18 protein-coding genes and 1 pseudogene are annotated in these 20,022 nt (G+C 37.1%); 1 reads left to right on the top strand and 18 read right to left on the bottom strand.

Annotated elements, in window-relative coordinates:
* Positions 1–62: 62 nt before the first annotated feature.
* The 5 genes from H6A32_RS12655 to H6A32_RS12635 all read right to left on the bottom strand — a co-directional run bounded on the left by H6A32_RS12655 (position 63) and on the right by H6A32_RS12635 (position 4,818).
* A complete protein-coding gene (locus H6A32_RS12655; protein ID WP_346342283.1) occupies positions 63–938 on the bottom strand; it encodes an alpha/beta fold hydrolase in 876 nt (291 codons plus the stop codon).
* Between the two features lie 61 nt (positions 939–999).
* Complete coding sequence (locus tag H6A32_RS12650; protein ID WP_087169040.1) at positions 1,000–2,370, bottom strand: citrate/2-methylcitrate synthase; 1,371 nt, start codon at positions 2,368–2,370, stop codon at positions 1,000–1,002.
* Between the two features lie 40 nt (positions 2,371–2,410).
* Entirely contained in the window at positions 2,411–3,091 is a 681-nt protein-coding gene (locus H6A32_RS12645; RefSeq protein WP_087169039.1) for a TIGR00266 family protein, read from the bottom strand.
* 24 nt (positions 3,092–3,115) lie between these two features.
* Positions 3,116–3,991, bottom strand: a complete 876-nt coding sequence (gene rsmA, locus H6A32_RS12640) for a 16S rRNA (adenine(1518)-N(6)/adenine(1519)-N(6))-dimethyltransferase RsmA (RefSeq protein ID WP_204864485.1) — start codon at positions 3,989–3,991, stop codon at positions 3,116–3,118.
* A 65-nt stretch (positions 3,992–4,056) separates the two neighbouring features.
* On the bottom strand, positions 4,057–4,818 hold the full coding sequence (locus tag H6A32_RS12635; protein WP_204864484.1) for a TatD family hydrolase: 762 nt from the start codon (positions 4,816–4,818) through the stop codon (positions 4,057–4,059).
* Between the two features lie 92 nt (positions 4,819–4,910).
* On the opposite strand from H6A32_RS12635, the gene H6A32_RS12630 reads away from it, so the two are divergent.
* Entirely contained in the window at positions 4,911–5,204 is a 294-nt protein-coding gene (locus tag H6A32_RS12630; protein ID WP_087169036.1) for a hypothetical protein, read from the top strand.
* Positions 5,205–5,595: 391 nt separating this feature from the next.
* On the opposite strand, the gene H6A32_RS12625 is transcribed toward H6A32_RS12630, so the two are convergent.
* From H6A32_RS12625 to H6A32_RS12565, 13 genes and pseudogenes are all read right to left on the bottom strand, one after another.
* Positions 5,596–6,666 carry a hypothetical protein gene (locus tag H6A32_RS12625; RefSeq protein WP_204864483.1) on the bottom strand — a complete coding sequence of 357 codons (1,071 nt, stop codon included), beginning with the start codon at positions 6,664–6,666 and terminating at the stop codon, positions 5,596–5,598.
* A 39-nt stretch (positions 6,667–6,705) separates the two neighbouring features.
* Entirely contained in the window at positions 6,706–6,933 is a 228-nt protein-coding gene (locus tag H6A32_RS12620; RefSeq protein WP_204864482.1) for a phosphopantetheine-binding protein, read from the bottom strand.
* A gap of 47 nt (positions 6,934–6,980) precedes the next feature.
* Entirely contained in the window at positions 6,981–8,327 is a 1,347-nt protein-coding gene (locus H6A32_RS12615; protein WP_204864481.1) for a radical SAM protein, read from the bottom strand.
* Positions 8,305–9,276: a radical SAM protein gene (locus H6A32_RS12610; RefSeq protein WP_204864480.1), complete on the bottom strand. Its 972-nt coding sequence runs from the start codon at positions 9,274–9,276 to the stop codon at positions 8,305–8,307. Before H6A32_RS12610 ends, H6A32_RS12615 begins: the two co-directional genes overlap by 23 nt.
* A gap of 205 nt (positions 9,277–9,481) precedes the next feature.
* Positions 9,482–11,089 (bottom strand): ATP-binding cassette domain-containing protein, encoded by a 1,608-nt coding sequence (locus tag H6A32_RS12605; protein WP_138373771.1) that lies wholly within the window; start codon positions 11,087–11,089, stop codon positions 9,482–9,484.
* Positions 11,090–11,119: 30 nt separating this feature from the next.
* Complete coding sequence (locus H6A32_RS12600) at positions 11,120–12,691, bottom strand: ATP-binding cassette domain-containing protein (protein WP_138373770.1); 1,572 nt, start codon at positions 12,689–12,691, stop codon at positions 11,120–11,122.
* A 17-nt stretch (positions 12,692–12,708) separates the two neighbouring features.
* Positions 12,709–13,671: a hypothetical protein gene (locus tag H6A32_RS12595; protein ID WP_138373769.1), complete on the bottom strand. Its 963-nt coding sequence runs from the start codon at positions 13,669–13,671 to the stop codon at positions 12,709–12,711.
* Positions 13,672–13,690: 19 nt separating this feature from the next.
* Complete coding sequence (locus H6A32_RS12590; protein WP_204864479.1) at positions 13,691–15,526, bottom strand: S8 family serine peptidase; 1,836 nt, start codon at positions 15,524–15,526, stop codon at positions 13,691–13,693.
* A gap of 454 nt (positions 15,527–15,980) precedes the next feature.
* Entirely contained in the window at positions 15,981–16,514 is a 534-nt protein-coding gene (locus H6A32_RS12585; protein ID WP_138373767.1) for a hypothetical protein, read from the bottom strand.
* A 61-nt stretch (positions 16,515–16,575) separates the two neighbouring features.
* The gene (locus H6A32_RS16930; protein WP_243128575.1) at positions 16,576–17,229 is read right to left on the bottom strand and encodes a PD-(D/E)XK nuclease domain-containing protein; all 654 of its coding nucleotides are present in this window, start codon (positions 17,227–17,229) and stop codon (positions 16,576–16,578) included.
* 152 nt (positions 17,230–17,381) lie between these two features.
* Positions 17,382–17,474: pseudogene (locus H6A32_RS17050) on the bottom strand (SEC-C metal-binding domain-containing protein); the annotation flags it as partial.
* A 215-nt stretch (positions 17,475–17,689) separates the two neighbouring features.
* Positions 17,690–18,370, bottom strand: a complete 681-nt coding sequence (locus H6A32_RS12570; protein WP_171027977.1) for a tetratricopeptide repeat protein — start codon at positions 18,368–18,370, stop codon at positions 17,690–17,692.
* Between the two features lie 205 nt (positions 18,371–18,575).
* Entirely contained in the window at positions 18,576–19,817 is a 1,242-nt protein-coding gene (locus tag H6A32_RS12565; RefSeq protein WP_138373764.1) for an aminopeptidase P N-terminal domain-containing protein, read from the bottom strand.
* Between the last annotated feature and the right edge of the window lie 205 nt (positions 19,818–20,022).

The raw sequence follows: 20,022 nt of genomic DNA, 5'->3' as shown, positions 1-20,022 counted from the left end.
GTACAAAAAAGGGAGCCCTGCTTACGCACCCTTCGTGCAAAACAAGACTCCCTTTCTCTGCTTTATTTTATTATCCGGTCTGCTATCCAGTTCTCAATCTCTTCAAAGACCTGCATCCGGTCTTCTTCATGCAGGATTTCGTGCCGGTCGTCCGAATACAGCCGGATCGTCGTATCTGAAATTCCTGCCTTCCGGAACTGTTCGTATACTTTCCACACTCCGGCTCCGAAATCACCTACCGGATCTTTTGCCCCGGATACAAAGAACACCGGCAGATCTTTCGGTATCTCTTTCACGCCTTTTTTCGTCAGTGTCCGCATACCGCGGAACATCTGACGGTAACCGCTTACCGTAAACAGGAAACCGCAGAGTGGATCTGCTTCGTACCGTGTCACATTTCCCTCATCTGCGGAAAGCCATTCCCGTCCGGTCTTTCCCGGTTCAAATTCTTTGTTATAACTTCCAAACGCCATGCTGTCCACCAGCCGGCTCCGATAATGGTTTCCACGAAATCTGCCGATCAGGCTGCACAGAATCTCTCCTGCCAGAAGCAGCGGGTACGGCTGATACCCGGTCCCCATGATAACGGCTCCATCAAGTTCACTTCCATATTTCTGGATATACTGCCGCAGTAGAAAAGATCCCATACTATGCCCGATCATAAAATACGGGCAGTCCGGATATCTCTTCTTTGTCGCCAGATACAATTTTCGGATATCTCCAATGACACATTCATTTCCCTGCTTCTCCGGGAAATAGCCGTAGTCTTCCTCCGAAAAAATGGATTTCCCATGCCCCAGATGGTCGTGTCCGGTGACATAATATCCCTTCCCGCAAAGCCAGAGCGCAAATTCTTCGTACCGGTCAATATATTCTGCCATGCCGTGGCAGACCTGGATCACCGCTTTCACCTTCCGGCTCTCCGGCTTCCACGCCACGGCATGAATCTTTGTCCTTTTGTCACAGGATAAGTAAAAAGTTTCCCTTTTCATTCACATCCTACCTGTCTTCCAGTTTCACATATTCCTTATGTCCCGCCAGTGCTTTGTAAGCCGGACGGATAATCTTATCTACATTTTTCAATTCTTCAAGACGATGTGCGCTCCATCCGACAATACGTGCCGCTGCAAAGATTGGTGTATAGAGTGCAGGCGGAAGATCCAGCATACTGTATACAAGGCCGCTGTAGAAGTCCACATTGGCATTAACACCTTTGTAGATCTTTCTCTTCTCCCCGATGATCTGCGGGCCAAGGCGCTCCACGAGTTCATAAAGTGCATACTCTTTTTCGTATCCTTTTTCTTTGGCAAGTTTCTCCACAAATACTTTGAAGATCTCTGCTCTTGGGTCGGAAATCGAGTAGACTGCATGTCCCATTCCGTAAATCAGTCCCTTTTTATCAAAGGCCTGCTTATCCAGAAGCCGTGACAGATAGTCTCTTACTTCGTCCTCGTCCGTCCAGTCTTTCAGATGGCTCTTCATGTCCTCAAACATCTGCACAACCTTGATATTGGCCCCGCCGTGTTTTGGTCCTTTCAGGGACGCCATCGCCGCTGCCATCGTAGAATAGGTGTCTGTTCCTGATGAGGTAACGACATGTGTTGTAAAGGTAGAATTGTTACCACCGCCATGATCCATATGAAGCACAAGTGCCATATCCAGAATTCTTGCCTCCAGATCCGTATATTTCCGGTCTTCCCGAAGCATCATCAGGATGTTCTCCGCTGTGGAAAGCTCCGGCTTCGGCGCATAGATAAAAAGATCTTCTCCCATCTTATAATTATACGCATGATAGCCGTACACCATCAACATAGGGAACTGGCTGATCAGATTGAGACACTGTCTCAGTACATTCGGAATACTTGTATCATCCGCCTTGTCATCGTAAGAATACAGCTGAAGAATGCTCCTGGAAATACTGTTCATCATATCAGGGCTTGACGCTTTCATGATCACGTCCCGCACGAAATTCGGCGGCAGCGTTCTTCTCTCTACCAGAAGTTCATGAAAATCTTCCAGCTGCTTTTCTGTCGGCAGTTCTCCGAACAGAAGCAGATATGCAATCTCCTCGAAGCCATAATGATTCGAAGCCAGAAATCCTCCCACCAGATCTTTAATATTATATCCCCGGTAGTAGAGGCTTCCCGGGCAAGGTACTTCTTTTCCGTCCACAATCTCTTTTGCATGAACATCCGAGACATTTGTAAGTCCGGCAAGAACACCTTTTCCGTTTAAATCACGCAGCCCTCTTTTTACCTCGTATTTGGTAAAAAGTTCTTTGTCGATTGCGTTGTTCTTTTCACTCAAATCGGCAAGTTCCTGAATTTTCGGTGTAATCTCAAATAACGCTTCGTCTACTGTTTTGGCCATAAGCTGCTCCTCCTTTACGTCTTGATTTTATGTCAGAGTCCTAGTTTGACGATGGGAAATACGGTCTTAATACACCTGCCACGTTACTCAGCGGCATCGTCTGAAGCCAGACATGTCCCGGTCCCGTAACCACCGTGTTAAACAGGCCTTCTCCTCCAAATACCATATTTTTAATGCCAGGGACGGTCTGAATCTCGATTCCGCAGGAAGCCGACATTGCAGCCAGGTATCCGGTATCAATAACAATCTGCTGATCCGCCCTGAGTTCGTACTCTACCACATGTCCGTCAAACTCGGCAAAAACGATCCCCTGTCCTGACACTCTCTGCATGATAAAACCTTCACCTCCGAAAAGTCCTGAAGCCACCTTTTTCTGGAAATGGATACTCAGTTCCACTCCAGCCTCAGAGGCAAGAAATGCACTTTTCTGAAGGATATATTCCTGGCCCGGGCCGACTTCAAATGCCTTGATCGAGCCAGGAAAACTGGATGCAAACGCAATCATGCCGTTTCCATGCTCTGCAGTATAAACATTCTGGAAAATCGAATCTCCGGAAAACATTCTTCCAAATGCCTTTCCAATACCTCCGCGGGCTCCGGATTCCATCCGCATATTCGGTGACATCCAGCTCATCGCGCCCCGCTCTGTCACCATCTTTTCACCATCTTCCAGGTGGCAGATTACTACCGGCAGTGTCTCTCCCTTAATCTCATAACGCATCTCATTACCTCCTTTTCTGTGCTTTTATGCAAGCATCTCATTAATTTTATTGGCAAGTCCGGCAAACTCCTCCAAAGTCAGAGCCTCTCCTCTGACACCGGCACCCTTGCCAAGACTTTCCACCGCCTCTGTGATCTGCTCTTTTGTAAGCGTGATCTCCGGCGAATTGTTCAGACCATTTACCAGCGTCTTTCTCCTCTGGTTAAACGACGCCCGGATAATCTGGAACATCAGTTTTTCATTGTCCACCTGTGCCGGCGGCACTTCGTGCCTCGTCAGGCGGATCACCGCCGACCCCACATTCGGCCTTGGCATGAAACAGTTCGGCGGCACATTAGCCGCAATATACGGTTCGGCATAGTACTGAACTGCCAGCGAAAGCGCTCCATAATCCTTGCTTCCCGGACCGGCCTGCATCCGCTCCGCAACTTCCTTCTGCACCATGACGGTCACCGAAGCCAGCGGCACCTGACTCTCAAACAGACTCATAATAATCGGAGTCGTAATATAATAAGGCAGGTTTGCAACTACCTTGATCGGCCTGCCGCCGTTTCTTTGTTCTGCGAGGCCCGCAATATCTACTTTAAGGATGTCATCATGTATCACTTCTGCATTTGGGAATCCGGAAAGAGTATCCTGTAGAATGGGAATCAAAGCCTTATCGATCTCTACAGCGACCACTTCTCTCGCTGCCTGCGCCAGATACTGAGTCATCGTTCCGATGCCCGGTCCGATTTCAAGAACAAAGTCATCTTTCGTAATCTCAGCTGCGCGTATAATCTTGTCCAGAACGTGGGTATCGATCAAAAAGTTCTGTCCGAACTTTTTCTGAAAATTGAAATGATATTTCTGCAGTACCGCGATGGTATTCTGCGGATTTCCTAAAAAAGGATCTGTCATAAACTTTCCTCACTTTACTACTTTATTTAGTATAACATACTTCACTTCTGCAAATTGTTAAAATATTATGAAAAGTATATTAATTTTGCATTATTTTCAGTCTGTTTTATTACCGTTTCTTTGTCAATTCCTTTGATTTCTGCAATCTGCTGTGCCACAAAGTGAATATTCCGGGAGTCATTTCTCCTGCCCCGGTTCGGCTCCGGCGCCAGATATGGACAGTCTGTCTCCAGTACGAGCTTCTCCAGCGGAATCTCCTTTACAATCTCTTTAAGTTTTCTTCCGTTTTTAAACGTAACCACTCCGCCTACTCCGATGGAAAATCCCATCTTAACATATTCTTTTGCCATTTCCCTGGAATAGGAAAAACAGTGAATGATGCCGCCCAGCCCCTGTGCGTGCTCCTTCATGATCTCCATCGTATCTTCCGCCGCATCCCGGCTGTGAATATTGACCGGAAGCCCCGTCTCTCTGGCCATATTAAGCTGCCGGATAAACCAGTGCTTCTGCACCTCTCTCGGCTCCGTATCCCAGTGATAATCGAGCCCGATCTCTCCGACCGCCACGACCTTTTCCTTCCGGCACATCTGCCGCAGTTCTTCCATGGCCTCCTCGTTCAACTCCCCGACATGATCCGGGTGCACGCCCGCAGCCGCATAGACAAACGGGTACTTCTCTGCCAGCCGTACTGCATCCCGGCTGGACTGCATGGACGCTCCGATCTCTACGATCGTTCCCACACCGGCGTCCGCCATTCCGGCCAGAAGCTCATCCCGGTCCTCGTCAAACTGCTCATCGCCATAATGCGCATGTGTATCAAAAATCATAGTTTCCACTCCTTAAAATCCAACAAGATGGTTGTATTATAATTTAAAACATACTATAATTCAAATAGAATATCAATAGGAGGGACTTTACAATGCAGGTATATGACAAGGTAAACAAAACCGAGCTTACCGCCGACACCGAAGAGCTGATCAAGCTGATGGCTCCGGGCGGACGCCAGGTTGACTTATATCTGAAAGAGAAAAAATCCGACGAGGACGGATACATGACATGGGACGTAGAGCACTGGTCCAGCGTAGACGGAAGACGTTTCATCCGCTGCTACTCTCTGGAGGGCCGCGTATTAAGCGAATCCACAGGCCACAACATCTACGACCTGAAGAATGAATTCAAGCCGGAAGAAGCAGAGAAAGTAGAACTCAGCTAAAAGTTACTCAGCAAAAGCATCGGCGCACCGGGAGCATGTCTCCCCGGTGCGCCAGTTTCGTTATGTGGTTTTAGCCAGTTAAGCGTGGAGGAATTTTTCGCGTTCTGAAAAACAGAGGCACACTTAATAGACTAACGCCTCATTAATCTGTAGATGCTGGTTCCGAAAACCGGTATCTCCTTGAAATGGCTTCTATAATCCTGTTTAAAGAAATTTGCACTTTTCATACATCCTTGTTAATTTTCCAATAGGATCTGGTAATGACTCAAAAAATGCGTAGTAATATTGGAACATTGCAAATGCGCCAACAGAAATTCTTCCATCGCAATAAGAAAGAATTGCAATAATTAAGCCAATATCAAGTTATAGAAATTCTAAGTATTTTTTTGTTTTAATCCTTTTTTGTTATAACACTTATTTTTTCAATTACTTTGCATACTACTTCATCTGTATTTTCAATTTCAATAATTAAATCTTCAATTAATTTCTTTTCTAACATTGTTATTTGCGGGAAATATATTTTTACAATTTTTTCTATCTCATTTTCTCTTAAATTATAAACAAATTTTCTTATTAAGGTTTTGACTAAATTATATTGCTTTAAAACCTCATCAAACTCACTAAAGATATCTTTATTATATATTTTTTCATTTTCCCAAAAGTATATCCGTCTTAAAGTTTCCATATAATTAATATGCGAAATTAGCCCCTCTACCTCTTTAGGCCAAGGTCCTACATCGTTAATAACCCATTTTTTATGATGTATATTTCCCGCATTTGCCACTAGATATTGAAATGCACTATATAAGCCTTCCGTATTCTTTTTCATATAAGAATGGTACTCGTTAAGCATATCTCTTAATAACGCTTTATATATTTCTACAATATTGCTATTTTTAAACCATAATAATTTATTTTCCTCTAGTCTATAATAAGGGAATTCATTTTCTTGAATTTTACTTACTTGTTTATAACACTCTTTAACAGTACCACATAATTCAAATAAATCGTCCTTTGAATAATATTGTTTGCAATATCTCATTCCATTTTGACGATTTTTAGGAATACCATAATTTTTGCTATAGTCCTCATCAATAACTTCATAACAATCGCGTATTGTATCATAAGATGAGACAATTAAATAATGTGTATAATGCTCCATATGGAACATTTTATGCTCCTTTTTATAGTACAAATTTATTGGCAAGATAAGTTTGCTTTTTTTTAGTAATTTGTTTATACTTTCAAAAAATTTTTGTTTATCTCCTAGATAAAGTTGCAAACAATTAGAAGGACTGATTTTTAATTCTTTTGAAATATTGTTTTTAATATCTTTATATCCACTTAAAACCAAGTAATTTAGGGTAATTCCAGGATACTTTTCCTCTAAGATTAACCAAATACACCTATCAATACAATCAAATGTTAATAAATTAAATGAATCAATAAATTTATTTTCCACAATACTCTTCCTTTTATATATTTCTAGTTAACTGTTATTTTATTTCTTTTTTAAAACAATTTTTCTTTCAACGCACTGGATAAATTCATTAACATTAGCATATTTATCCGAAAACAGCTCATCATCCGAAAATACTATCTCGAATTTTGATTCCAAATCACATATTAGCGCAACAAATTGCAATGAATCCATCTCTATACTTATTTCTTCTTCTCCCTCTAAATTTACACCAACATTATTTATTACCTCTAATATTTCCTCTCTCATGTATCATCTTCTCCTTCTTGAAAACAAATGAAAATAATATTTTTAATTTATAAAAAACTGATTATCTCTTTTGACGATGTACTTAATAATGAACTCATCCAATATAAGTATTCTATATTTTCCTCACATTCCATCTGTTGATGAAATTTCATTGCATAGTTACATTTTGCTCCGCCCATGCAAAACGGAAATGCAATGCACTCATAACATTTGTCTAAGTTTTGTTTTCTCGTCAACCATTTCGCCTCTTTATATGGATCTATATGAATCTTCCCACTATTATCAATAAAACCTATATTATTTGCTTCTTTATATACTTCGTCAGACATTGCCATTTCACATTTATGAACAGAAGCATCATTCATGATAACATAGCCTTTTTTCTTAGATGCGGCACAAAACTGAACCTCACTATTATACTTTAAATAGTCCTGTAAATTTGTTCCTTGTCTTGCAGCCTCTTTATATAAAGCGCTTATAAGTTTTATATCAGAAATTACCTGCTCCTGATGTGTTTTAATCCGTTCACCTTTCCAATCATGTACCGGTTCCAAAACAATGTGGAAACGCCTATCTTCTTCAAATTCCAAATTCCATTTTTTTAAAAACTCTTCTATATAAGGATAATTATCTCTAGACACATTAACTCTTATATCTATTGAATATGAGCGATTAATTTTCTTGATAGCTTGTAAATTCTCCATAATCCTATCATATGTTCCCTTACCATTTTTCAGAGGTCTCTGTTTATCATGGTATTCTTTTATACCATCAATTGTAATCATATAAAAAAATATGTGCGAATTCAAAAGATTTAGAAATAAATTTTCTGTTAACAAATATCCATTTGTAGTAATGCGTCCTAAATAGGTAAATTTATTTATTTTTCCTATTTTTAATATAAAATCACTTAAGTCAAGTAATGTCTCTTTTTCTAATAAAGGTTCTCCCCCAAACCAATTGATATAAACTTTTTTTATATTATTTTTTGTTTCCCTTTCTATAAACCTCTTAATTTTTTTTATAGCATCTATTGAAAAAGATTTTTTTTCTTCTTTCTGGTAGCAATAAATGCATTGGAAATTACACGCATGTGTCATTATAAATGTCAAATCTAAAACTTCTGAATCCCATACGATACTATTATATTTATATTCAATATACTCCATTTCATTTATTGTATCATCAATAATATAACCTTTTTCTATCATTTTTTCTTTTAAAAATGGATTAACTAAAATTTTATCTATTTTTTTATTCACTAATAGATTATATATCTTACTAGAAACCAAATCACAATTTTTACTTAATACATTATATATATAATATTGATCCATATAATTCTTAGCAACTAAATTATATTTCGAAAATTTATACATCTTTTGCTCCTTCATTCAAAATACATCCTTCTTTTTCCCAATTAATGGGACATGGTGAACACCACTCATAATATTGGCATTGCTCACATTCTTTATATTTAGGATCACTATCTCTCACATCTTTTAGTATATTTTCTTTATTCCAAAATTCAATTAAATTAGCTTCACTGCACACAGAAATTCTACCATCTGCATGAGTACATGGCATCATGTATCCCCAAACGTTTATTGCCATTGAATATTTCCCTGCGCTACACCCTTTTAAAATAGAATTTTTGATTTTAATGCCACACAAGTTTCTTAACTCAAAAAAGCAAGACTCAATATTGATCTTAATTTTTTCCAATGTGTTCCTCATTATAAAATTAGCTAAAAACTCGATGTCTTTATACTGTAATTGACCATTAATTTCGCCCCTTGCATCTGGCTTATTTTTTAATATGTCAATCGCTTCAACGCCTACATCTTCAGCAAATTTGCACAATTGAGGAAAGTCCTCCACATTATCTCTACGTGCGACCCAATTAATTCTCGTTTTGATCCCTCTTTTTTTCGCTTCGAATAGCATTCTTTTCGCTGCCTTAAACCCATCCCTAGACTTCTGATTCACTTCCTCCGTAGATCCATTTAATGATATATAAAGAGCATCCAGCTGTGTCATTATATTATACAATTCATCTTGTATTTCTACGCCTCCTGTAGAAATGTATAACTCCATTTCAAGTTTTTTTACTAGTTTTATTGCCTCCTTTATCCAAGGATAAAATAATGGTTCTCCTCCACTGAACAATATTTTTCTTACCCCTACTGTTTTTGCTTCCACTAGTAACTCCTGAAGTCTTGACCATTCAAAATTTTTTTCCTCAATTCCTTTTATTTTTTTATAACATTGAGGACATTTCCATGGACATATTGTCGTCAACTCTATATTAACAATTTGGGGACTTCTCAAATATTTTTTCATGACTCTTTCTCCTTTTTCTTGGGGGAACGACTCCCCCAAGAATTTTCATCAAAAATCTTACCAGTTACAACACTGTTCTCCATTCATAAAGAGCAATACTTTTTTTGATGACTTGGCTTTTCTTTTTTTTAACTTTTTCATACTTTACCTCCTTCCTATTTTTTATTTATTTACACCATTAAATACTGGTGAAAATATCTCTTTCCTATTTATAGATATTCCCTGTCTTTAATTCCTCTACTTGTTCTGCATATTTTAATAAATTTTTGTCATGCGTTACAATAATTAAAATCTTTTCTTCTTTTATTTTTTTTAGCACTTCCCACAATTTTTGTTTATTTTCTTCATCCAGGGATGCCGTTGGTTCATCCATGATAAGAACAGGACAATTTTTATATAATGCTCTTGCAATAGACAATCTCTGCCTCTGGCCACCAGACATTTCCAGTACTTCACTATTCAAAACATGATAAATGCCGCCCTCTATACTTGATATCCAGGCATCGAGATTCAATTCTTGAATGAGTTGGAACACTTTGTTTCGATCAGGAGTCTCCTCATAGCCTGTAATATTTTCTAAAATTGTACCTTCTAACAATATATTATTTTGATCGACATATGCCGTGTTTTGTCTCAAATCGACATTTCGTTGTCTTTCTTCATCAAAATAAACTTCTCCAGTCTGAGGAATCAATAAGCCACATAAAATTTTTATTAATGTCGTTTTGCCTGCCCCATTTTCTCCTATTACAACATTAATTTTATTTTTTTCAAAGGAACATGAAAGCTTCCTTAAACCACCACCATTTTCATATTGAAAACTTAAATTCTCAATCTTGATCTTCTCTACTTTTTGTTTTTTTATGGATAACTCTGCTGTCTCTGTTTCATTCTCCAATAGTTTTATAAGACGTTCAATAGAGGTACTACATTCTGCGTTTTTCACTCGATAATTTCCCAGTTCTCTAGCAACTTCACTAAAAAAGCTTGTCATATTTAACGTGGCAATAACCATACCGATATTCATATTTGCATAAATACTTCCATAAAAAATAACGATCAACTCTCTAATGATATTGCATAAGTACGATATCGTATCAAAAAGCAACATCATTTTTTGCTTTTCTAATTCCTTTTTTGAACATATATGTATGGTCTTTCTATGCTGTTCGAGCAAACGTCGACTAAATTTGTGAAAGTTCAAAATTTCTATCATCCTGAATAATTCTAAAAAAGATTTATTTTCTTCATCGACCTTCACCAAACGTTCTTTCTCACATAATTCAATCTTTTTCGCATAAATATAAGATGAGGCTGAAATTACCGAACATATCAACACGCAAAAAAACAATACTCTGTCAAGATATAAGACAATACCACCCATAATAATAGAGATTACGATAGACTCAATCAGTTCGGATAGCTGATTTTCGATAAAATCAATGATCTTATTTTTATCTTCTGTAATCATAGAAATCAGTTTCCCGTCATAATCTGATTCGAGAATATTCTGATTTAAAAATTGTATAAAAATTTTTTCTTCAATTCTTTCTCTGATCCGAACTAATTTTGTAATTATAATCTTGCGTAAAAAACCAATTAAGCAAAAGCTAATTAGAAAAGCACCGATCAACAATTTTAAATTTTGTGTGTCAACATTTTTCTCATAAACAATCAGATTTACCAAAATTGCCGCTATCATAGAAGCAGAATATGCAGCCATACCGATCAAAGATGCTGTCGATAATAACAAAACTATAATTTTCCATTTATCTTTCCCACAAACCATTCTCCAATTATATTTTTTTCGCATAACTCCACCATTTATTATCTTTTTATGTTTCTAATGCAAAATGTAAATATTATCTGCATACTCATCCATATCTGTTTCATGCATTGCTATAACAACGCATTTCTGTTTTGCTATTTCTAATATCATTTTTTCTATCTTATCTTTTACTTTTTGTTCCAAAGCGGAAAATGGTTCATCTAAGAAAAGCCAGTTTGCCTCACTGACAGTGCATCTAAGAACCTGAATGATTTTTTTCTCGCCTCTAGATAACATTTCACATCCTACATTTTCCCACATTTTTTTTGCTAATTTAGGATCAAAACACTTTATGAAACTAAAAACTTCTTCATCGCTAAGCGTATTGTTCACTATTCTAAAATTATCTTTAATATCACTGCATAATACTGGATCTTGCGGTTCATATACACATAATTGAAACAATTCTTCTCTTTCAATTTCTGTATTATTTATATAAAACTTCCCAGTTGCTATTTGAAGCAAACCAGACATGCATTTAAGCAGCGTACTTTTACCTTTTCCACTTTCTCCTTTTACTAAAATCAATCCCGTACTAGGTAAAACCATATTATACGATTTGAAAACTTCTTTATCGCCATAGGCATAACCCAAATTTTCACCTTTTAATTCTAAAATTTTATCCCCAGGCTTCGTATACAGCTCTTTTAAAGTATCCAGGCTATAGAATTGTTCCAAAAATTCCATATCCGCTTTCTGTTCCTGCAAATTTCCTATTCGTCCCGCAACCTCCATCATGTGTCCGAGCAAATAGAAAAAGATAATAGATGACGATAAAATCCCCTCTTGTATGAGATTCATTTTTCTTGACAAAAGAGCCGTTAATGTAGGAATGAGAATCATAATTAGGCACCTTCCAATTTGCATGTATATTTCAACAATAGATTGATATATCTTTTTATTTTGTTCGATCTTTGACAAAAAGTGAATTTTTTCTTTAAACTTCTGTGTCACTTTGCTTTCGAGAAAATAACATTTTACAATCGACAGCCCTCTTATCATGTTTTTTATTAGCAACAAACTCTGTTTTTCTAGTTCATTCATTTCCTGTTGCTTCTTTTCAATTGGCTTACTTAAAATCATCGTTCCTATCGGAATGCATATCATCAATATTACAAAGAGCAGATATCTGAGATCCATGTAAACACAAATATAAACGCTTAAAACAATCAGCATCCCCGTAGAAATTCCTATACTCAAGTAACTATCCACCAGCTCACTACAGGATTTAATTTTTGTTACAAGCATTAAGTATTTCGATTCCCCGCTTTGACATAATTCATAAGGTTCTATCTTCCATAAATATTCTCCTAAATCACCCTTCAGCTTCTCATTCATATCTATATAATATTTATTTGTTTTCTCTTTAGAAAAAAAATAAAAAGTAACTGTTATTATCACAAACCCTATAGTCAGCAACACAAAAGACAACTCTAATCCTTCTTCTCTATAAAAGAGTCTCCTCTCTATACTGTTTATAAAAGGAATATATAAAAAAGCCAAAAAAGTATTTATAATATTGAGCATCAGCATAATAAAGAAATCTTTTTTTGTTTTATCAATGTAATGAATTACTTGCGTTTTCATTTTCTTCTCCTCTACATTTACTTCAAGCTGTAATGTTCAATTCTAGTATAAATTTTAGGGGATTCATTATTTTGTTTTACTTTAATATGACAAATTTGCCAAATCAATAATCCACTTTTATTTGTATAAATAACTTTCTTATGTTGCCATTTAAGCAAGGACGCAATAAAGGATTCAGATAAATCTCTATGCTCGTTTAATGTGCTTAATAAAGAAATTTTTTCCACATAATCTTTTTGATAAATGTTAATACCAAAATTCGAATAATTTTCTCCAATTAAATCACAATCTAAGATATATTCTGCCGTTTTATTTGAATATTTTTTATATAACTCGCTGTTTTTTAAATTCCAGCCTAAAGATTCCGCTAATTTTTTGCTATTTTTATACGAACATGGTGTCCATACTAGCCGCAAAAAACTATTTCTTGATGCCATAACACCTATATTCCATAAATAGTATCCTTGATTTCCTAACCACACGATTTTATCCAAAATTTTTTCAAATTCTTCATTGGATATGTCTTTTAGAGAAAAATCTAACAATTCCATTATATATTTATAAACATTTTTTATTTGCTCTTTTGGAATTTTTTCATAATCTATTTCCAAAAATATACAAGGAATAGGATTTTCTTTTACTAGTTCATTTGAATCATATTCTAATGAAATTGCATTAATATATTCCCTTTTTTCTAACAATTTTTTAAGCATCAAAAAAATATGGTTGACTGTGCTATTTTCATTTTTACTATATACATACTCTTTGTAAAACATATATATTTTCTCAAAATCCCATATTTTAAATATTAAATCTATTTTTTTATCAGAATGATATTCAAACCATATTTCATTTGTTTCTATTTCATAATATGACAGATTATTTATCAACCTCTGTATATTATCTGAAGTCTCTTTTTCCATTAATTCTTTATCCATACGTTGTAATGCATAATTATAGATTTCCTTTATCGGTAACATAATAACACTCCTCTTTCCCTCATTCTGTATAATATGATATACACTTTTCAAATATTTCTTTGTCTTCTCTTCCCAAAATATATGTAGCTATTCCAAACTTCTTTTGAATCTCTTCCGCACGCTTTTTAGCTTCTTTAAACTCTACTTCTTTTTTTACATTTGATAAATATGCCCATTGCAGATCCTCTTGAAAAGGGTATATTCCAATAGCAATAATATTATCTGCCGCATTAAAATGATTTAAAAAACATATATTTCTTTGTAAATATTCATCGTCATCAAAATAATTACAAATTAACAGAAATCCATCTGGATCTGATGCATATAACAAATTATTCTGACGAATAGGCATATATCTTAGATTTCCAGAATCATACGGTATAGTTTGACTTTGTGATCCAACTAATATGATATCAGGTCTCTTCTTTTGAATTTTATTTAATAAATAATTAATCATTACAATCTCATCCATACCGTCCAAATAAGCGGTACTCCCGTATCCCATGGGGTATACTTCATCTATCCCAAACAATTGCGAAGAGGGTTCTGTTCCAAGTTGCCCAACTTTATATCCCATCTTTTGAAATTTTTCTCTTAACTTTAACTGCGTAGTAAATTTCCCTTGTTTTGAACTTGTACCAGTTACACATAAAATAGGCACTCCTATTTTATATAATTTTCCAAAACGATTACACGGCAAATTTCTATTACTTATTCGGGGTACATATACGTTATCCAAATGCTCTATACTTTCTTTATAGTTCAAGTCGTCAAACATAACTACTTTTTTATTGTTTTTTTTACTTAGCATCAATAATTCTTTTTTATATTTTTTTCCAATGATCTGCTCTAGCTGTTCAAGATGTCCTAAAATAATTGTATCAAACTCATCTTTCCAATTTAACGTGTCTATATCCTTTATTTGATAATCTTTACTTAAGTCTTTTGTGTTTAAAATAGTAGATGCATTTTTACCACAAACCCCCAAATACTTACTATCATAAACATCTTTAAGATTAAATTGCAGTAAATGCGAAAATTTAACTATCGAATGCATTTCCTTGTTAAACGGGAACAAAATTGCGTTTTTTATATCAAAAAGTTGGGGCAGTTTATCTATTTTCTCATATCCATATACTTTTTTCGCAAATCTTTTTAATAATTTTTTTATTTGACAAATGCTAGTTTTCACATTTTTTTGTTTAATCATACGGTAAATCAATGCGGATATATATGGGCAAGCAAAACTTGTACCAGATACACGTTTCATTTCTTGTTTTAACCACGGTAATCTATGAGTAATTCCGCATGCCCGAACATTAATAACATCGCTTTCAACATATTCATAATCATATATATGTTGACATTTTAAAGATATATCGACTCCAATAACACTGCTACATGCTGCTGGATAACTTATAGACCCATCATTAGCAAATGCAGCTACAATAGTACTTCCTTGTTTCTCTAGTAAATTACACACTTTTGCTAATTCATCCTCATTTTCGCATACACTAAGTCCACAACTTAAATTTATAATCTTCCCTTGATATTTATTTGAAATATATTTTAAGCTATCAATTAATAACTTCTCCGAAATTTCCATATCAGTATCAAATAGTTTTATAACTAAAATTCTAGCATCCTTATTTTCTTTCCAAATGGTATAAAATACTGCTGTCCCGTGTCCAATTTTATCTTCAATGTCGGAATCTTCAATAATTTTCCGCTGTTGCTTATCATACATTAAATGAATCCCTTTGTATTTAGCAGGCAAAATTTTAGTATGTTTTGTGTTTAATCCACTATCAATTACTATAAAATCAAATATTTCCTTTTTATTTTCTATTTTCATGCTCTCACCCTATCACCAAATAATACTTTATTTTTATCTATAAAAACATCTATAATAATTCTCTATATATACCCATTTATATATAATATTTTCTATAATTTAATGTTTTATCTCTCTATATATCATATAACATTTTGATATATTTTACATTCTTTTTTTCATTTTATTGCTATATTGTCTTTTTTATTTGTATTCTAAGCTATAAAAAAGATATACATCTCCTTTTCTCAGGAAATATATATCTTTTTTCATACTTTTTCTGATTTCTACTTCATCCCCGCCCAATATCTTCCACCATTCTTGGGATGTCCTTGAACAAGTTGCATCATCGGTAATCCTGGTTTCAGCATAGCGAACATTTGCTTAGTAGTACAGGAATCACATTCAAAGATCATTTTTGTCTAGAAATATTTTTCGTTACAGGATCATACTTTGGATAATTATCTATAACCTTCTATGAAATCTCATCAATCGCCGTAAAAAACTCGTCATCTGCAAAATAGAAGTAATCCACTTTTCCATCTTCAAAGGCCGCATCGATTTCCTGATGAACCGGATTTCCATTTACACGGATTTCCACACTATATGTTTCCGTATTTTCCTGATCTCCCCCGCCAACTGTTTTCTCAAGCTTTTCAAAAGACAGCTCACAGTCTTTCTCCTGCGCTGCATAATACAGATTCAGAGGGAAACCGCTCCGGTAAAAATTCTGAAGTCCAGATTCCGTAAAATAGTCTCCGTAAACTTCTTCGATCGTCTGGCTCAGACCTCCTGACTGTTCTTCCGTGTCTGTATCCGTTCCCGAAGAATCATCCTGTGCCGCCGCCAGTATCTGATCGGCGCTACCGCCCGGAAAAGAAAACAATTCCTCACATAATGCACGCAGTTGCCTTGTCTCCGGGTTCTGTCCCGAACATCCCGCCAGCAAAACAGCAGAAAGCATCAGGCTTCCAAGGAGAAGGCATCCTCTCTTTTTTATCAATTTCATATTGTATCGACTCCTTATCTCTTTCGTAAAATCTTACTTTTGTCTTTACCAGACAGCTTTTTTAATATTGTACCCTCTCCAGCTCAATTTGACACCGCTTCCGGTAACATGCTACTCCGTATTTTAAGATTGTCTTCATCCCATCCTCAGGCAGCAAGTCTGTGTATCGTCCTGCATTGATCTGATGCAATGCCTCCCGACACCCTGCTTCCAGAGTTCCGTCTTCTGCATATTTCACTTCAATCACAATCCCCGTCTTTTTCTCATCGATCTCTATCAAAATATCCGTATATCCATCTCCGGATTCCCGATTGGATGTCACATGCCAGTTCTCCTTATAATCCAGAAGACCAAGCAGAAGTCCATGAAAATAATTTTCTTTCATCTCTTTTCTCACAGCTGTATCTCTGATACTGATAGTGCGATTGAGATACTCGTTGAATTTTTGCTGTGCATCTTTTGCATCTCCGTTTTCAAATGCTTCGCAAAAAGCACTTAAAGCTGCTCCATCTTTTCGTGCCGTCTCCTGAAACCATCGTGAAATCTGTTCCTCGAAAATATTCAGGATCTCCTTATTCAGAATTGCAAGCCGTATCCGATTCCCATCAGCTCTTCCTCGCCGGGTCAGGTAACCTGTTGTAAACAATACGCTCCAGATATTTTCCTCAGAATCATAAATATCCTTGTAGGTCAACTCCTGCCGTACTGTTTTCACAATACTTTCTCCTGAAAATCCTCGATTCCCACCGGAAGTTTTTTCTCTCTTTCCATCATTTTCCTCTCATCTCCTCCCTGAAGACTGTGGATTCTTTCTTTTGCATAATTTTATCATCTCTTCCGTCTTCAGGCAAGGAAAGCCGGAGATCTTTACTTTCCACAGCACTTTTTATATTTCTTACCGCTTCCGCAGGGACACGGATCATTTCGTCCTACTTTTACCCCTTTCCGCCTGTATGGTTCCCAGCCATCTACCAAAACTTCTGCCCTGTCTGCTGCATTCATCTGACTAGATTCGTTTTCAAGAAACGCTTTCCATTCCTGAATGGTTTGATGATCGGATAATTTCTGTAATTCTTCCAGCACTTCTTTTTCTGTTTGTTCCGCATCCTGTTTTACTCTTTCCAGAAATTGCCGGCTGCACTCATAGTTATATGGATAGTTTTCCTGAATGTACTTTATTTCTTCTGGATGTTCCGGCACATATCGGCACAGATTCCATTCCGAAACAAGTGCATCTCTTTGTATATCTTCTCTGTCTTCCATCCACAATATATCTTTGAGAGTATACGGATATTATAAATAGAAGTCAGACCGGTATCCATAATTTTGCCGACTTTCCTGTCGTCATGGAAACGATACGATTCCCATGTGATAAAAGCTGATTTCAATGTTTCTTTAGTTCTCTCTGTTCTCAGATAATTTTTCCCGCTGATATAATCAATCAGTTCACGGAAAAGCGGGCGGCATTGTTCCAGCAATCCAGCCTCTTTGAATTGCTTTACAGCTTCTTCAAATTCGCCCATTCGATGATATGCCATTCCAAGAGAACAATGATATTCCGCGTTCTCCGGGGCGATTTCCACCAATTCATGAAATGCCATTGCGGCTCCTGCCATATTTCCCTGCGCAAAATAACATTGGCCAAGCAGATTCATGATCTCCGGTTTTGAATCATCCTCATCCAGGATTCGGCAGCACAGCCCTGCTGCTTCCTCGTATTTTTCTTCATCTGCCAGACGAAACGCCTCTTTTATCTGCTTTTGCAGCGGCAGTACAAACTGTCCGGCAAGCTGTTCTATCTCCTCCCACAACGCCTGTTTATCATCTGAATCTTTTATTCTGAGAATCTTATTCATCTTCACCATTCTCCTTTATTCTATTCTGATATTGGTGGACTATTGATTCTCGCGGTTTTATCTTTTTTGTGAGTCCATATTTATAAATCTCAATCCACTGTTCATTTGTACCCGCCAGATCTGCCATCTTTACTTTGATCCTTTTCCAAAAAAAAGATATGTATCTCCGTATTCCCGGAAATACATATCTTTTTCATTTTCTTTTCTAATTCATAACTGCTTCAATGTCTTCCACTGTTCTTGGGATATCCTTTGACAGGTTCCTGCATCCGTCCTCTGTGATGAGGCAGTTGTCTTCGAGACGGAATCCGATGCCCCATTCTTCGTGGTAGATTCCGATATCCACACAGAATACCATACCAGGCTGGATGATGGCGTCTCTTGCGGATACGACATCGTGGGTGTCAAATCCGACATGATGCGCTCCGCCATGCCACATATAGGTTCCGATATCATCAAAGCTCTTGCATACGCCTGCTTCTTTCAGCTGCTCGAAGCAGTAGCGGCGGATCTCCGCATCCACTTCTTTCATCGGGATGCCCGGTTTCAGCATCGAGAACATGTGCTCGGAAGTATTGTACTGACATTCAAAAAGGAGTTTCTGTCTGGAGGAATACTTTCCGTTGCAAGGCCATCCTCTGGATACGTCTGTCAGTTCGTTGTCCCAGCGTACACCTACATCGTTGAGCACGATGTCGCCGTCCATAGCCTGTCCGCGGTATCCATAATAATGGATGCAGAAGTTATTCTTTCCGGCGCTGATAATGGACGGGAATCCCGCTTCCAACACACCATGCTGTGCCAGTGCATAATCATACTCTGCCTTATACTGGTATTCATACATACCCGGTCTTGAATGTGTCATCATGGCAAGAATTCCGGCTTTTGTGATCTCCTGCGCTTTTTCCATCGCACGGATCTCACACGGTTTCTTGATGAGACGGAGCATCTTCATGATCGGCAGGGAATTTTCGATCGGCATGGATGGATATTCCTGCTTCAGGAATGCTTCCATGCTGTCTGCCGCGCTGACAACAACCTGTCCTTCCATCCGGTCAATGTCCAGATACACCTTCTGGATCCGTCCGGAAGTCAGCACCTTTTTCAGCTCTTCTTCAAATGTCTCTTTGTAGGCAAAGCTGGAAATCATGGAGACTGCTTCGATCTCTTCCGGTTTCATTCTGCTTCCGGTCCATCTCTCCTCAATCAGGTTTGGCGGAAGAATAAACAGGGTTTCCCTGTATCCTGATGCGTCTTTCTCCATCATAAGAACAGTATCTTTCTGCTCCATTCCGGTCAGATAGACGAAATTCCGGTTCGCGAAGTAGCCGTAGTCCTCATCAGCCGTCTTACGGACCGGGCTTCCGCTGAAGAACAGGGCAAGGCTGCCCGGCTCCAGCTTCTCCATAAACGCATCTCTGTTTCCCTTGTAAAATTGTGGTTCCATTTGTTATTTCCCTCCTTCGGTCTTTGTACTTTAGTCTAATAGTATTCTAGCACAAACAACCGTCAGAATCACTCTATTTTCATCACTTTTCCAGCACTGAAGAATAAAAACTTTTCGCAATAAAAATCCCAGAGATTTCCTGCTTTTCTTCTGTTTAATGTAAAATAAAAGAAAAAAATTTTACACACAGGAGAAAAGTATGAAG

It is taken from the genome of Drancourtella massiliensis, from assembly GCF_016900655.1.
GTDB lineage: Bacteria > Bacillota > Clostridia > Lachnospirales > Lachnospiraceae > Sellimonas > Sellimonas catena.
Note: the sequence above shows the minus strand (reverse complement) of the source record. Positions and strands in the feature narration are given on the sequence as shown.